Origin of the sequence: Agrobacterium sp. 22117 (genome assembly GCF_052045735.1) — a bacterium.
GTDB classification, from domain to species: Bacteria; Pseudomonadota; Alphaproteobacteria; order Rhizobiales; family Rhizobiaceae; genus Agrobacterium; species Agrobacterium cavarae.
The window spans coordinates 401,827-416,586 of record NZ_JBQEPP010000005.1 but is presented as its reverse complement, the minus strand read 5'-3'; the positions used below and the strand labels follow the sequence as shown (position 1 = coordinate 416,586).

The window sequence follows — 14,760 nt, the reverse complement described above, 5'->3', positions numbered from 1 at the left end:
GTTTTTCTTTCTCTACCTGTCCGACGTCATGACGGTGATCTCGCCGCTGCGTTTGATCTTCACGCCTGAAAGTCGTCGCGTCATGAAGGCACCGGTGTCGACATTCAACCTGTTATGGACCATGGCGACGTTGCGCACCGGCGTATGACCGTGGACGGTCAGAAATGGGTTTGCCACCGAAGGTGCTCCCTGTTGGCTTGGTCGAATCCAGAGGAGGTTCTTGTCCTCCTGCTGTTCGAGGGGAACGTCGTTCAAAAGTCCGGCATGGACAAAACACAGCCCCGGCACCGCAATGAGCGAAGGAAGGCTGGCGGCAAAGCTAATGTGATGTGCCGGTATGGCCTTCTGCACGGCTGCTCGCAATTGCCGATTATCCTCTGGCAACCTGGCAATGCCATAAGACCGCAAGGTTTCAAGACCGCCGAATTCCAGCCAACGATGATCACCATGCGGATTTCGGATGAAATCCACCATCGATTCCTCGTGGTTCCCAGCGAGGCAGAAACGCCGAATTCCGTCGGGCTGGGTCGTGATCAACTCTTCGAGGACCGCAGAGGACTTCGGTCCGCGATCCACATAGTCGCCGAGCATGATGATCCACTTTTCGCCGACTTCACGTTCGGCGTCGGCCACAATCTTCTCCTGCAGAATGTGAAGAAGGTCGAGGCAGCCATGGACATCGCCTACTGCATAGATGACCTCCGGTCGTTCGGAGAAGAAGAGCTTCTGGCGCATGGCTGGACCATTTGATCTGGAGAAGTGGCTAGAGCCGGGAAATCTCTACCAGCCTTAGAGCACTTCGAGTTGAAAAGGAAACCTGTCAGCGCGATCCTGCGGGACTTGAAAACTCCTCATCCCCGACGCGCAACAACGCCGCGCTTCACCGACTGGCCGTCGGTCGTGTATCATCGCACCAAAGGCGGCAGTCCTTCCCGCACCCGGATGAGTTCGATCAGGTGACGCAGCGCCGGGTGGTTTTGCCGTCGGCTCGGATAATACATGTGGAAGCCTGCACCGGTCGATGACCATTGAGGCAAAACGACTTCCAGCCGTCCATCGCGCAGCTCCGCATCGGCACGGCGTTTCAGGACGTAGCCCAGACCCAAACCGTCGGCAGCGGCATCGATGGTGCTCTGCGTATCGCTGATCGTGCAGTTGCCGGGCACGTCGATCCGTATCATGGCATCACCATTGCCCAGTTCCCATCGGAACGCCGAGTTGTCACCCAGAAGAAGGCGCAGGCAGGAATGCTGCATCAGGTCGTCCGGCTTCTTCGGTCGGCCATGCCTGTCGAGATAGGCTGGCGAACCGACGATGACCCACTCCAATGGCTCGGTCAGCGCGACTGCGATCATGTCCTCAGGAACAGTGTCCCCGTATCGTATCCCGGCATCGAAGCCTTCGGCCACCATATCGACCGGGCGATTTTCGACGACGACCGTAAACCGCATATCTGGCAAGAGCTTCAGAAAACTCGGAAGTACGGGGCTGACGAGAAGGCGACTGGCGTCGGCGGGAATGTTCAGGCGCAGTTCGCCGAAAGCGCCGGCATGCCCGTCGTCCATCTCGGAGAGCGCCGAGCCGATCTCATCGAACCCTGCCTCCAGGCGCGCGGCGAAGCGCAGCCCCGCGGGCGTCGGCGCGACGCTTCGGCTTGTGCGATTGAGGAGCTTCGTGCCCAAACGCTCTTCCAGCCGGCGGATTGCGTGGCTGAGAGCAGATGCCGTGATCCCCAGTTCGATTGCGGCTGCCTTGAAACTGCGGCGACGAACGACGATCGAGAAGGCTGCAAGATCGGGCAGCTCCGAGCGGAGAAACGGCGGCATGAATGATTTCTGTTCAGTGCATCGTTGAATGTGATGCAAGCATAAGAACTTGCTTCTGTGCCTGCAAGGCCTAGGGTCTTTCCAATCGAAGCGTGCGGAGGAGCACCCCATGTGGCACGAATTGAAGATCCCGGATTTGAACGACAGAGCCGTTCTCGTCACGGGGGCCTCCACCGGTATCGGCGCGGCGGTGGCCAAGGCCTTGGCCGCGCAAGGCGCAAAGGTCGCGGTTCATTACAATGCAAGCGCTGCGGCGGCCGAGGCGGTGCTTGCCGACATTCGCCACGCTGGAGGTGAGGCCATCCTTATCCAGGGAGATGTATCAAAGCCAAGCGGGAGTGAACGCGTGGTCGAGGCTGCAGCTGAAAAGCTCGGTGGGCTCGACGGGCTCATCAATAATGCCGGAGGCATGCTCGGTCGTGTGCCGACGGCGGATATGGACGACGCCCATTATGCGCGTGTCATGGACCTCAATGCCCGCTCTGTGTTGGCTGCGACAAAGTCGGCCGTTCCGTTTCTGAGGCGGCGGCAGGGCTTCGTCATCAACACGACCTCGATTGCGGCACGCAACGGCGGCGGCAATGGTGCAATCCTCTACGCTGCCGCCAAGGGCTTCGTCTCGACGATCACCCGCGGCCACGCAAAGGAGTTCGTCGGCGACGGTATTCGCGTCAACGCCGTCGCACCCGGCATCATCGCGACACCCTTTCATGATCGCTACACCAGCCCTGAAATGCTCGACGCCCAGCGACAGAGCGTCCCGATGGCCCGTGTCGGCACACCGGACGAATGCGTCGGCGCCTATCTCTTTCTCGCCTCGCCACTCCTGTCCGGCTACATCACCGGACAGATTATTGAGGTCAACGGCGGACAGCTGATGCCGTAGGGCGCCTCTGGCGCCTTTGTCCCTCCCGATCTTTGCCCCCAACATAGCCGACCGGCACACCGCCGAAGTCGTCGGCCTTTCTCACGGAGTACATTCATGACCATTCAGACACGCCGTCTCGGTCGGACGGAATGGAATATCTCGGAAATCGGGTTTGGCGCGTGGGCCATCGGCGGCTCATGGGGAGACGTGGACGAGACTGATGCGAAGGCCAGCGTCCATGCCGCGCTTGATGCCGGTATGACATTCATCGACACGGCTGATGTTTATGGTGATGGTCGCTCCGAGCGCATCATCCGTGACGTGCTGAAGGAGCGCGGCGGTGAGCGGCCGATCGTTGCAACGAAGGCCGGACGCAGGCTGAGCCCACATGTGGCCGATGGATATACCAAGGCCAATCTCGAGGCTTTCGTTGATCGGAGCCTGATGAACCTTGGCGTTGAGGCTCTTGACCTCGTCCAGCTCCATTGCCCGCCGACAGAGGTCTACTATCGCCCCGAAGTCTTCGGCGCGATGGACGACCTCGTTTCGGCAGGCAAGATCCGCTTCTATGGCGTATCGGTCGAGAAGGTGGAGGAAGCGCTCAAAGCCATCGCCTTCCCGAACGTATCGACGGTTCAGATCATCTTCAACATGTTTCGCCACCGCCCCGCCGACCTGTTCTTCTCCGAGGCCAAGCGCCGCGACGTCGGCGTCATCGTGCGCGTGCCTCTGGCAAGCGGTATGCTGACGGGGAAGATGCGCAAGGACTCGACCTTCGCTGCTGACGACCACCGCAACTTCAATCGCCACGGTGAGGCATTCGATGTCGGCGAGACGTTTTCGGGTGTTCCATACGATGTTGCGCTTGAGGCAGTCGAGGAACTGCGAGCGCTCGTTCCGAGCAACGTCACCATGGCGCAGTTCGCGCTGCGCTGGATCCTGATGGAGGAGGCCGTCTCGGTCGTCATCCCCGGTGCAAAAAACCGCGATCAAGCAACCTCTAACGCTACGGCGAGCCGTGTGGCGGCAATCCCCTCAGAGGTCATGGATAAGGTGCGGGCGCTTTACCGTGACAAAATAGCGCCGCATGTCCATCAGCGCTGGTAGGTGAAGAGACGAAGAAGAACGCCGTGGGCCGCATCGCGCACGGCCCTGCCGCGGGTCAAGGATGTGTATCCGCCGACCTCTTGAGATCAAAAAAAGTCGTATGACGCGTTATTTGTCGATCTACTCGTTCTGACCCTAAAATGGTCCAGTTTCTGGAAACTACTGTTGATGTTGCTCTGGAAGCAAGGGAGGAAGGACATGCCGCTGCAAAACCGCGTCGATCCATTCGGGGATATTCTTGACCTGCCACTGCGAGGCCTCTTCACCGGCAATCGCGGCATCATTCACGATCCGGCCTCACGAACGCTGACGACCAAGCGATGGGCTTCGAAATCCTGGTTGATTTGCAGTTGCAGCTATAAAGACGTCCGTCGTGATGTCATGGCGTCGCGAAGCTGGACGGAGCTGTTCTTTCTCGATGAGGCGACTGCGCTGGCAGCCGGGCATCGCCCCTGCTTTCAATGCCGGCGTGAGGAGGCAGGTAAGTTCGTTGCCGCCTGGGTTACGGGCAATGGTTCTCCTGCAAGTTCCATCCGCGATATCGACGCGACACTGCACCGCGAACGCCTGCAGATGAAACGAAAGCGCGTCAATGTCCTTTTGACGCTTGTCGAGGAGCTGCCGGACGGGACGATGATTGCGGCGCAAGGCGAGGCCTATCTCGTTTCCAGTGGCAATACCTACCGGTGGAGCCCTGAAGGTTATCGTCAAACATCCACGCTGCCTTTCGTTGACGGGCTTTTGACGCCGCCATCGACGCTAAAAGCTTTGGAGGCGGGTTATCGACCGGTGCTGCACCCGTCTCTTGAAACAGCCGATCTGGATGCTGCGTAATGATGAATGACCTCTTCGCCGGGCTTGAGCCTCAGCAGGCGTCCCGGCAGGATATGGCAGAGGGTGCCGTGCTCATGCGCGGCCGTGCACTTGCCCAGGCAGATGAACTGATCGCCGATATTCACCGCATTTCATCGTCTGCCCCCTTTCGCCACATGGTCACACCCGGTGGTTTTTCCATGTCGGTCGCGATGACCAATTGCGGCACCTATGGCTGGGTGACAGATCGGCGCGGTTATCGCTATGAGCGGCAGGATCCTCTGACGGGTGAGAACTGGAGCCCGATGCCAGAGAGATTTCTGTCACTTGCGGTAAGCGCTGCCAACGAGGCCGGTTATCCCGACTTCCTGCCGAATGCCTGCCTTATCAATCGCTATGAGCCAGGCGCGAAAATGTCGCTGCATCAGGACAAGGACGAGAAGGACTTTTCCCGTCCCATCGTTTCCGTGTCGCTCGGTCTCCCCGTTGCCTTCCAGTTTGGCGGGTTGCAACGCACCGATCCTGTGACGAAGTATCCGTTGCAGCATGGAGATGTGGTGGTATGGGGCGGACCCTCCCGCCTTTTCTATCACGGTGTGCTGACACTGAAAAACGGCGTCCACGAGAAAGCCGGCCCCTTCCGTTATAACCTCACGTTCCGCCACGCTGTGGTGTAATCAAGGCGTCGCCCACGCCCACGCTGTGCTGAGGTCTCGACGATCGTCGCGGAAAGACTGGACTTTAACGAGTGTGTTAACTCTAAAAACGATCTCCGCCCTTTCCTCAGGTCGCGTTTACCTGTCGTTTCGTCATTCCTGTGTAGCGTGAAAGCACAACACGAGATCGGGAAACGACCATGGGTGCAATGCTCAAGCCGAACAGGGCCTACGATACAGACCAACAGATTGAGTTTAACAGCAAGCTGACGGCTGCGCATGCACGCATCGAGAAGCGGTTTCTTGATGGCGGCGCAGTGCTCGTTTCCGTCATGGAGATGCTCAACGATCTTATCGGCATTCTCGATGGGATCACAGGAACAATGGACCAGGGCAAGACCGAGGAGACGGTTGCCGGTCTGCGCAGGACGATGACGGATCTGGCGCATCTGCCGGAAATCGAGCGCGATCGTAAATCCGGTTTCGAAGCACTGACCACCATGTGCGCCTCGACCCGCGGCCATATTGACGACATTCACGAGACCATCCGCTACCTCAAGACCTTTGCCATAACGGTGAAGATTGCCGGTGCGGGGCTGGCGGAGTTCTCCGGTTTTGCCGACGAAATTCGCGATCGCATCCAGTCGGGTGCGGATGAGGTTGCCCGCTTCGGTGCCAATCTTGAGGCGATGCGCGCGCAACTCACCGATGCCCGCTCATTTTCATCGAAAACACTGACCGACTTCGGCTCGATCATTCCGCCCATCATCAAGGGACTGACGGAAAACTCCGCCCGCATCGTTGCCCAGCATCGGGAAATGGCGGAGATCGCAGGACAGGTCAAAAAGATTGCCCAAGGGGTGCAAGGCAAGATCGGGTCCGTCCTGTCCAATCTGCAGATCGGCGACATTACCAGACAGCGCATCGAGCATATTCAGAGCATTCTCCAACTGCTGGAAGAGTTCGTCGCCTCGTCGGAAGGCGAAGCGTTGACCGAGACCGAACATGAGGTGCTGCGCGAAGCAGTGCTGCAGCTCGTCAGTGCACAGATGGACGAAACGGCTGCGGACTTCCAGCGCGATTGCAGCAAGATTTTCACCAGCATTTCCAGCTTTATCGATGATGCGGGCCGCATTCTGTCCCTGCGGGACGAACTCGTCGATCGCAGCTCGAACGGTGACAACAACGTGCTTGCGCTGATGGAAAGAGATATTGTCGAGGCCTGCAAGCTGGCTGAACGCGTCCAGGGCAGCAGCGGCGACGCGGACAAGGTCGTGTTCTCCGTTGCCGAGAGCGCTCAGGAATTGCTGCGCGGTATCGAGGTGCTGCGTTCAATCAAGATCGACATCCATTACATGGCGCTGAACTCCAACCTGCGTTGCTCCAAGCTTGGCGAAGCTGGACGTTCCGTCAACGTCGTCAGCGGCGAGATGCGGATCTTCGCCGGCAAGCTTGAAACGCCGGCCGACGCAATCGTCGAGGATCTGCGCGGCGTAGAACTTGCCACACAGGCGCTGGTGGAACAGGGGCAGGGGCTTTCGAAGAACTTCAGCGCGCCGCTCAACGAAGCGCTGGATTCGATCCGGAATGCCAAATCTCAAATGGAGCAAGGGACGCAGGCGCTCGCCGAAGAGGGACAGGCCGTGTTCAGCCGCATCAGCGCTGTCGTCACCACCCTCGATTTCGAAAGCGAGCTCGGTGCCACCTTCAACGACTGCTGCAATATTGCAGCCCAGTTGTCGCAGGGGTTCCAGGCCGATGTATCGAGCTTCGCCGACAAGATCGAAGGCTTTTCGTCGCGCGTCTACAAGCTCTACACCATGGCCCATGAGCGCGATATCCACGTGCGATATCTGCCGGCCAACGGCGCCAGCGCTCACGCGACGGCCACACCGTCGGCGGAAGCAGACGATGACGATCTCTTTGCCGATGCGCTGTTCTGATCACTTGGAACCGTTTTAGCGCATGTGCGAAAGCCGTGGGGTTCGCTCCGCGGCTTTCTGCTATTCTAGCAAGCGTTGGTCGGAGTTAAACTGGTGAACCAGCCTGATGCATTTTGGGGTTGCAAAAGCCGGCAGGATATCCGATCCATCCTGCACTGCGTTGCCTGAGGCGGACGCATCCATGTTTGCTCGATAGTCCGGTCGCCGATCGGTATTTCAACGGGCTAGCATCGACAGCCAGTGGTGAATGAGCATGACGGGTTCTTTGGAGGCTAGGCCGCTTTTCGGCATCAGTCTCGCGGCTATGGGCTATTCCTGCTTTGCCATGCAGGATGCGTTGGTGAAGTACCTTGTGGAAACCTATTATGTTCCCCAGATCCTTTTCGTCCGTAGTGCAGTCATCGTGGCGATCACCGGAACGCTGGCTTATTTCTACGGTCACCCATCCATTTTGAAGAGCAAGTATCGCGGCACGCTGGTGCTGCGCGCAACGCTGATGCTGATCGCCTGGATGCTGTTCTACAGTTCGTCCCTCTATCTTGGGCTGGCGGAACTGACGACGCTTTACTTCTCTGCGCCGATCATGGTGGTCGTCCTTTCCATCTTTGTCTTGAAGGAAAAGGTCGGCATGGGGCGCTGGATTGCATGTGCCTTCGGCTTCATCGGCGTGCTCGTCGCAGCTAATCCGACGCACTCGCCGAACTGGCTGCCGGCGCTTCTATGCATCGTTGCCGGTTTCTGCTGGGCCTGGAGCACCATACTCGTTCGCATCGTCAGCAAGAGTGAAACGACGCTGACGCAGATGTATGCGACGAGCGCGTTGTTTGGCATCGCCTGCGCGCTGGCTCTGCCTTGGCTGTGGATGAACCCGGACATGCAGGGCTGGACACTGATGATCGGAGTCGGCCTGATTTCCACGCTCGGCCAGTTTCTGCTCTATGAGGGGTTCCGGCACGCCGAAGCTTCCTCACTCGCCTCGGTCGAGTATACCGGACTGATCTGGGCGTTTCTCTATGGCTATCTCATCTGGTCGGAAATCCCGGCCGCCAATGTCTTCATCGGCGCCCTTCTGATCGTGACCGCAAGCCTTGTGCTTGTTGGCTGGGAGCGGCGCACAGTGCGATCGCCGAAGGAGCGTATTCTTTAGACGTCCCGTGTTTGCGCTGCCCATGCTTTCGCTGTCGAAGCCACCTTGCTTGGGAACATCCACGCTGTCGCGACGTTTTCGAGAGCCTGTAAAAGGAGACTCTCATGGCAGTTGTTTATCATGTCGATCAACATGACGGTGGATTTGCGTATCGCGTCGATGATGTCTGGTCCGAGACTTTTCCAGACCATGACACGGCTCTGGAAGCCGCGCGGGATGCGGCGCGCCGCCAGCAGATCGGCGGAGACGAAGTTGAAATTTCCTACCAGCTTGCCGATGGGCACTGGCAATCGCAGCATGTAAAGGGTGGAGACCGGCCGGAAACGGACGTTGTCGACGACACCGCAGACCGATAAAAATGACGCTTCCGCCGATCATCGTCACGGCACATGCCGCGCCAGGCGATATGGCATATTTTGACCAAATGAGGCGGAAGCATTTTCCGCCCCATCGGAACTTCCTAAACGCCCACGTCACCCTGTTTCACCACTTGCCGGGACGGGTCTTTGGCGAAGCGTCCGGTGTTGCCCAAGAGGTTGTGGCGCAAACTCAGCCCTTCACGGCAGAGGTTTCTGGCGTCAGGCATCTGGGAGCTGGCGTCGCTTTCGAGATCATGAGCCTTGAATTGGAAACCCTGCGCGCCAACCTTTTTAGAGCCTTCGGATCGTGGCCCGGGCCGCAGGATCGACAGAAGTTCAAACCGCATATCACTGTCCAGAACAAGGTGGAGAAGGCGTCCGCGGATACTCTCTACGATGCGTTGCGTGCAGGCCTTGAACCGCGTCATATCACGATCCTTGGAATTGACCTGTGGGACTATCTCGGTGGACCATGGGGACACCGCGCGTTTCTGCCTTTTCCGCAGTAGGGTGCTGCTTCCGGCGTTCCGCCGGCAAATACGAAAGTGATGCCTTCAGCAATGCTTCTCACGCTCTCCAATGTCAGCAAGTCCTACCGAACCGCAGAGGGACCGATTGCTGTTTTGCGTGGCATAGACCTGTCCGTGGATGCGGCGCAAAGTGTGGCTCTGACGGGGGAATCGGGCAGCGGCAAGAGCACGCTTCTCCATCTTGCCGGCGGGCTGGATCGGGCCGACACCGGCTCGATCATAGTCAATGGGGAAGATATTACCGCGCTGGATGAGGCTGGACGCGCCAGCTACAGGCGCAAGACTGTCGGGCTGGTGTTTCAACAGTTCAACCTTATTCCTTCCCTCAGCGTCGCAGACAATATTGCCTTTCATGCGAAGCTTGCCGGCCGCTACGATGCGGACTGGGCGCGTGAACTTACCGACACCCTGGGCCTCAGTACGCTGCTCAATCGCTATCCCGAGCAACTGTCGGGCGGGCAGCAGCAACGTGTGGCGATCGCCCGGACGCTAGCGGCACGCCCCACACTGGTTCTGGCCGATGAGCCGACCGGCAATCTGGACGAGACAACCAGCGAAGTGGTGCTCGACCTGATGATCTCGCTGAGCCGAAGTGCGGGCTCGGCACTGCTGCTGGTAACACATTCAAGCCGCATGGCGAGCAAGCTGGACCGGCAGGTGGTGTTGCGCGGTGGAAAGATCGTCGCATGATCTGGGCCGTTTTCCACGCGCTGATCTCGCACTGGCGCTACCGCCCGCTGCAGCTTGTGACGCTCGTGCTCGGGATCGGTCTTGCGACTGCATTGTGGTCCGGCGTTCAGGCCATCAATGCGGAGGCCAGGGCGAGTTATGCGCGCTCGGCGTCGATCATCGAGCAAGGCAGCCTTCCGCGCCTCGTTGCCAGCGACGGAGGCTTGATCGCGCCGGAAAATTTTGGTGCGCTTCGGCGGGCGGGATGGAACGTCTCGCCAGTGATCGAGGGTGACTACCGTTTCAATACGGTGCGGATCAGGCTGATCGGAGTCGATCCGCTGACAATGACGGGTGAGGGCGGCCCGGTTCAGATCGCCGGCTCTTCCGATCTCGTGGACTTCATGGCAGACAAGGGCCTGCTGATCGTATCGCCTGCGACCGCAGCGCGACTTGAGGGTCAGACGCAGATCCCCTTGAAGATTTCGCCGGATGTGCCGGATGATGCCGCCTTCGTCGATATCGGACTGGCGGATAGGTTGTTGGTTCGAGACGGGCGATTGAGCCGCGTTGTGATGGCGCAAAACCAGCGCTCCGGCTTGCCGGATGTGCAAACCATTGCGCCGGAGCTCCACCTCCAGCCGATGGAAGACAGGGCGGATATGGCCCGCCTGACCGACAGTTTCCACCTGAACCTCACCGCCTTCGGCTTTCTTGCCTTCATCGTCGGTCTCTTCATTGTCTACTCGGCAACCGGCTTGTCTTTCGAACAGAGACGAGCCAGCTTTCGCACCATCCGCGGGCTTGGCGTTTCGCTGCCCATGCTGACCGTGCTTCTCCTGGTGGAAATCCTGGTTCTGGCGTTGCTGGCCGGAGTTATCGGCGTTGCCCTTGGCTACGTCATCGCTTCGTCCTTGCTTCCTGGCGTGTCATCGACACTGCGTGGTCTCTACGGCGCGTCCGTTCCGGGAAGCCTCCAATTGCGACCGGAGTGGTGGGCCACGGGAATGGGCATGGCGCTTGTCGGCACCCTGCTATCCTCCATCCAAAGCCTCTGGCGGGTGCGTCGCATGCCGCTTCTCGCCTCCTCGCAGCCGCAGGCCTGGGGCCTTTTATCGGCTCGTGCACTCCGCCTGCAGGCCATCGCGGGCACCGGCCTTCTCCTGATCGCGGTGATGGTGGCGCTGTTCGGCAAAGGGCTGGTCGCCGGTTTCACAGTGCTGGGCGCATTGTTGTTGGGGGCAGCACTGCTTCTGCCTGCCTTCCTGTCAAGAGCGCTCACATGGGCGCAACGGCGCGCAAAGGCGGCGCTGAGCGTCTGGTTCTGGGCGGATACGCGCTTGCAATTGCCGGGCCTGTCTCTTGCTTTGATGGCGCTGCTTCTGGCGCTCTCGGCCAATATCGGCGTGGGCACGATGGTGTCGAGTTTCCGAATGACCTTCATCGGTTGGCTCGATCAGCGCCTGGTCTCTGAGCTCTATGTCACCGCCAGAAACGACGAGGAAGCCGCTCGCCTCAGAGCATGGCTGCCACAACACGCCGATGCCGTGCTTCCGATCTTCAGTGCTGAAGGGGAGGTCATGGGCAAGCCGGTGCAGATATCAGGGGTCGCGGACCATGCGACCTATCGCGACCACTGGCCGCTTTTGTCCGAGCAGCCAGATGCCTGGGACGCCGTTGCATCTGGGGCCGGCGCTCTCATCAATGAGCAGCTTTGGCGCGGAGAGAGTTTGAAACTCGGAGAAACACTGCGGCTTGTGGACGGCTGGACCGTGCGGATCGTCGGCGTCTATTCCGACTATGGCAACCCGCGCGGTCAGTTGATGGTCGGCGCAAATGCTCTGACGACGCATTACCCGCAAGCCTCGAAACTGCGCTATGGCATCCGTGTCGAGCCCGCCCGCGCTGCCGAGCTGAAGAGGCGGATGGTTACGGAGCTTGGCTTGCCGGAGGGAAACATTATCGATCAGGCGGCGATCAAGCGTCAGTCCCGGGCAGTCTTTGAGCAAACCTTCACCGTAACGGCGGCCCTCAATATATTGACGCTTGGCGTTGCCGGTTTCGCCATGTTCGCCAGCCTTCTTACTCTTTCGGGCGCAAGACTCCCACAGCTCGCACCCGTTTGGGCTATGGGGATCAGGCGGCGCAATCTGGCGTTTTTCGAAGTGTGGCGAACGCTCGCTCTCTGGTTCATCACCTTCATTTTCGCTATTCCCGTTGGCCTTGCACTGGCATGGGTGCTGCTCGCGATCGTCAATGTCGAGGCCTTCGGCTGGAAGCTTCCGATGATGATCTTTCCGTTGGAGTGGCTGCGCCTTGGCGTCATCGCGCTGATTGCGGCGCTGCTCTCCATCCTCCTGCCCGTCCGCCGCCTGGCCTCCATCGATCCGGCGGATCTTCTCAGGGTGTTTGCCAATGAGCGGTAGAATACATCTCAGCCTCCTGCTTTTATGTCTCACCCTGGTGCAGCCGCTTGCAGCATCGGCGCAAGGATTTGCGGGGCTGGGCTCGGAGGCGCAAGGCTTTGCAATACCACAGCGTGGCGTGAGCTTGGTCTTTCCCAAGGATCATGGAGCGCATCCGGACTATCGTATCGAGTGGTGGTATGTAACCGCCAATCTGACGACCGAAGATGGCCGTGCTCTCGGGGCGCAGTGGACACTTTTTCGTTCCGCCCTTGCGCCCACCGACAAGCAAGGCTGGTCCAGTTCTCAGATCTGGATCGGCCACGCTGCGGTCACCACCCCGGAAAAGCATTTCGTTGCCGAGAAATTGGGACGGGGTGGTGTCGGGCAAGCCGGCGTAGAAATCGCGCCGTTCAGTGCCTGGATCGATGATTGGCAGATGACGGTCCGCCCGCAGGATTCCGGTGACGCCCTGGATCATTTGACGCTGACGGCCAACGGCACGGATTTCTCCTATCGACTGCAACTGGATGCCAAAGGACCTCTCGCGCTGCAGGGAGATCGCGGTTTTTCGGTCAAGTCGCTCGCGGGCCAGGCAAGCTATTACTACTCCCAGCCCTTCTATCAGGTCACAGGCAGTGCCGAACTTGATGGCAGATCGATCAAGGTCAGCGGGCGCGCGTGGCTTGATCGCGAGTGGTCGTCGCAGCCGCTTGCCGCAGATCAGACCGGATGGGACTGGTTCTCGCTTCATCTGGCATCGGGCGACAAGGTCATGGCCTTCCGGTTGCGGGATAGCAAGGGTGGGTACACGTCTGCCAATTGGATCTCCGCCGATGGCAAGACGACGCCGCTTTCGCCCGATGACGTCATTCTCGAACCGCTGCGGAGCGCCGATGTGAACGGCAAGACCATTCCAGTCGCGTGGCGGGTGAGAATTCCGGGCAAAGGTCTTGATATCACGACGCGCCCCCTCAACGAGCAGGCCTGGATGGCAACGTCCACGCCCTATTGGGAGGGGCCAATTTCCTTCGAGGGTAGCAGCAAGGGTGTGGGTTATCTGGAGATGACGGGCTATTGATACATAAGCCTATGCTCAGCATCGTCTTTTCGAGACGGAGAAAGCGAGTTTTATACATGATCTCGATGCCAGGGGCGGCTGTCGCAAAGGCGATAGCCGGACAAGAGTGCGAATAGAAACGTCCGAGTCGAACGCCTTTCCCTCCGTCAATCTTTTCGACGATATCCATCGGTCGACCTTCGACTATTTCTGGTCGGGCGCTCACCCCGACACAGGCTTGCCTTTTGACCGGCTGAGTGCCGAGGGAAAGCCGATCAATGATATCGTCTCGATATCCGGCGCTGGCTTCGGCCTCATGGCCATTCTTGTCGGTGGCGAGCAGGGATGGATCGGTCGCGGGCAAGCGCTCGAGCGGGTCGCACGCATGCTTCAGTCGCTGTCCTCCGTGGAGCGGTTTCACGGTGCCTTACCGCATTTCGTGCATGCGCAGACGCTGACGATTCTCCCCTTCGGCCGCAGGGACGATGGTGCCGATCTGGTAGAAACTTCGCTGTTTCTGCAGGGCCTCATCTGCGCTAGGGAGTATTTCGCAGGACAGGCTCCGGACGAGACGGCCTTTAGAGCTTCGGCGGATCACATCATTCAAGGCGTGGAGTGGTCGTGGTTCACCCGCAAGAAGGATGGGCCGCTCTATTGGCATTGGAGTCCAAAGTATCACTGGGCGCGCAACGTGCCGATCACCGGCTGGAACGAGGCGCTGATCGCTTACGTGCTTGCAGCTGGCGCAGAGCATCATGCCATCAAGCCGGAGAGTTACCATGCCGGGTGGGCAAGGCATGGCGAGATGGTCAATGGTAACACCTATCTCGATACGGTTTTGCCTCTGGGCGAACCCTTTGGTGGCCCGCTGTTCCTGTCGCAATATTCGTTCTGTGGCCTCAACCCGTTCGGGCTTCGCGACCGCTATTGCGATTACGCTGAGCAGGTGACGGCCCACGCGAAGATCAATCACGATTACTGCAAGTCCCAGTTTGGCGCTCACGGTGCCTGGGGGATGACGGCCTGCGATGGGCCGAAAGGCTACCGCGCCTTCTCGCCAAGCGTTGATGGCGGCATTATCGCGCCGACGGCCGCCCTTTCGAGTTTTGCGTTTCTGCCGGATGAGGCGGAACAGGCGCTGGAGATCTTCGCGTCCAATCAAAATGGAAAGCTGCTGGGACGATATGGTTTTGTCGATTCCTTCTCACCCGCCACCGGTTGGGCGGCGAAAACGCATCTGGCCACCAACCAGGGGCCGATCGTCGCGATGATGGAAAACCATCGCTCTGGTCTGCTTTGGCGGTTGTTCATGAACGCACCCGAAGTACAGCGCGGACTGGACAGGTTGGGGTTCGAGCGACCGAAGTGAAGCCAAAC

Annotated in this window: 14 protein-coding genes; 12 read left to right on the top strand and 2 right to left on the bottom strand. The window is 59.3% G+C overall.

Translation table 11 applies throughout. The annotated features are described in order from the left end of the window. Positions 1-12 precede the first annotated feature (12 nt). Entirely contained in the window at positions 13-735 is a 723-nt protein-coding gene (locus ACTJKV_RS16685; protein ID WP_130978693.1) for a metallophosphoesterase, read from the bottom strand. Positions 736-905: 170 nt separating this feature from the next. Further along, positions 906-1,826: a LysR family transcriptional regulator gene (locus ACTJKV_RS16680; RefSeq protein ID WP_274101404.1), complete on the bottom strand. Its 921-nt coding sequence runs from the start codon at positions 1,824-1,826 to the stop codon at positions 906-908. 109 nt (positions 1,827-1,935) lie between these two features. Between ACTJKV_RS16680 and ACTJKV_RS16675 the strand changes: the two genes are divergently transcribed. The 12 genes from ACTJKV_RS16675 (at position 1,936) to ACTJKV_RS16620 (ending at position 14,752) form a co-directional block, all read left to right on the top strand. After that, positions 1,936-2,712 (top strand): SDR family NAD(P)-dependent oxidoreductase, encoded by a 777-nt coding sequence (locus ACTJKV_RS16675; RefSeq protein WP_274101403.1) that lies wholly within the window; start codon positions 1,936-1,938, stop codon positions 2,710-2,712. A gap of 102 nt (positions 2,713-2,814) precedes the next feature. Then, entirely contained in the window at positions 2,815-3,801 is a 987-nt protein-coding gene (locus ACTJKV_RS16670) for an aldo/keto reductase (RefSeq protein WP_440599134.1), read from the top strand. 198 nt (positions 3,802-3,999) lie between these two features. Beyond that, positions 4,000-4,635 carry a hypothetical protein gene (locus ACTJKV_RS16665; RefSeq protein ID WP_274101400.1) on the top strand — a complete coding sequence of 212 codons (636 nt, stop codon included), beginning with the start codon at positions 4,000-4,002 and terminating at the stop codon, positions 4,633-4,635. Between the two features lie 2 nt (positions 4,636-4,637). Next, a complete protein-coding gene (gene alkB, locus ACTJKV_RS16660) occupies positions 4,638-5,291 on the top strand; it encodes a DNA oxidative demethylase AlkB (RefSeq protein ID WP_274101841.1) in 654 nt (217 codons plus the stop codon). 179 nt (positions 5,292-5,470) lie between these two features. Beyond that, a complete protein-coding gene (locus ACTJKV_RS16655) occupies positions 5,471-7,213 on the top strand; it encodes a chemotaxis protein (protein WP_274101399.1) in 1,743 nt (580 codons plus the stop codon). Between the two features lie 253 nt (positions 7,214-7,466). Further along, positions 7,467-8,360, top strand: coding sequence for a DMT family transporter (locus ACTJKV_RS16650; protein WP_274101398.1), 894 nt, complete (start codon positions 7,467-7,469; stop codon positions 8,358-8,360). A 104-nt stretch (positions 8,361-8,464) separates the two neighbouring features. Next, complete coding sequence (locus ACTJKV_RS16645; RefSeq protein ID WP_062600022.1) at positions 8,465-8,716, top strand: DUF2188 domain-containing protein; 252 nt, start codon at positions 8,465-8,467, stop codon at positions 8,714-8,716. A gap of 2 nt (positions 8,717-8,718) precedes the next feature. Further along, on the top strand, positions 8,719-9,228 hold the full coding sequence (locus ACTJKV_RS16640) for a 2'-5' RNA ligase family protein (RefSeq protein WP_337993145.1): 510 nt from the start codon (positions 8,719-8,721) through the stop codon (positions 9,226-9,228). A 51-nt stretch (positions 9,229-9,279) separates the two neighbouring features. Beyond that, on the top strand, positions 9,280-9,939 hold the full coding sequence (locus ACTJKV_RS16635) for an ABC transporter ATP-binding protein (RefSeq protein WP_274101839.1): 660 nt from the start codon (positions 9,280-9,282) through the stop codon (positions 9,937-9,939). Continuing rightward, on the top strand, positions 9,936-12,344 hold the full coding sequence (locus tag ACTJKV_RS16630; RefSeq protein ID WP_274101397.1) for an ABC transporter permease: 2,409 nt from the start codon (positions 9,936-9,938) through the stop codon (positions 12,342-12,344). Before ACTJKV_RS16635 ends, ACTJKV_RS16630 begins: the two co-directional genes overlap by 4 nt. Next, the gene (locus ACTJKV_RS16625) at positions 12,334-13,404 is read left to right on the top strand and encodes a lipocalin-like domain-containing protein (RefSeq protein ID WP_116493540.1); all 1,071 of its coding nucleotides are present in this window, start codon (positions 12,334-12,336) and stop codon (positions 13,402-13,404) included. The genes ACTJKV_RS16630 and ACTJKV_RS16625 overlap by 11 nt, the downstream gene beginning before the upstream one ends. A 106-nt stretch (positions 13,405-13,510) precedes the next feature. Continuing rightward, positions 13,511-14,752 (top strand): glucoamylase family protein, encoded by a 1,242-nt coding sequence (locus ACTJKV_RS16620; protein ID WP_274101395.1) that lies wholly within the window; start codon positions 13,511-13,513, stop codon positions 14,750-14,752. Positions 14,753-14,760 lie beyond the last annotated feature (8 nt).

Excerpts from the sequence above, each read along its gene's own strand:
- ACTJKV_RS16665 (WP_274101400.1), top strand. The coding sequence starts at position 4,000 with ATGCCGCTGCAAAACCGCGTCGATCCATTCGGGGATATTCTTGACCTG.
- ACTJKV_RS16645 (WP_062600022.1), top strand. The coding sequence starts at position 8,465 with ATGGCAGTTGTTTATCATGTCGATCAACATGACGGTGGATTTGCGTAT.
- ACTJKV_RS16675 (WP_274101403.1), top strand. The coding sequence starts at position 1,936 with ATGTGGCACGAATTGAAGATCCCGGATTTGAACGACAGAGCCGTTCTC.
- ACTJKV_RS16655 (WP_274101399.1), top strand. The coding sequence starts at position 5,471 with ATGGGTGCAATGCTCAAGCCGAACAGGGCCTACGATACAGACCAACAG.
- ACTJKV_RS16650 (WP_274101398.1), top strand. The coding sequence starts at position 7,467 with ATGACGGGTTCTTTGGAGGCTAGGCCGCTTTTCGGCATCAGTCTCGCG.
- ACTJKV_RS16635 (WP_274101839.1), top strand. The coding sequence starts at position 9,280 with ATGCTTCTCACGCTCTCCAATGTCAGCAAGTCCTACCGAACCGCAGAG.
- ACTJKV_RS16680 (WP_274101404.1), bottom strand. The coding sequence starts at position 1,826 with ATGCCGCCGTTTCTCCGCTCGGAGCTGCCCGATCTTGCAGCCTTCTCG.
- ACTJKV_RS16640 (WP_337993145.1), top strand. The coding sequence starts at position 8,719 with ATGACGCTTCCGCCGATCATCGTCACGGCACATGCCGCGCCAGGCGAT.
- alkB (WP_274101841.1), top strand. The coding sequence starts at position 4,638 with ATGAATGACCTCTTCGCCGGGCTTGAGCCTCAGCAGGCGTCCCGGCAG.
- ACTJKV_RS16630 (WP_274101397.1), top strand. The coding sequence starts at position 9,936 with ATGATCTGGGCCGTTTTCCACGCGCTGATCTCGCACTGGCGCTACCGC.
- ACTJKV_RS16685 (WP_130978693.1), bottom strand. The coding sequence starts at position 735 with ATGCGCCAGAAGCTCTTCTTCTCCGAACGACCGGAGGTCATCTATGCA.
- ACTJKV_RS16625 (WP_116493540.1), top strand. The coding sequence starts at position 12,334 with ATGAGCGGTAGAATACATCTCAGCCTCCTGCTTTTATGTCTCACCCTG.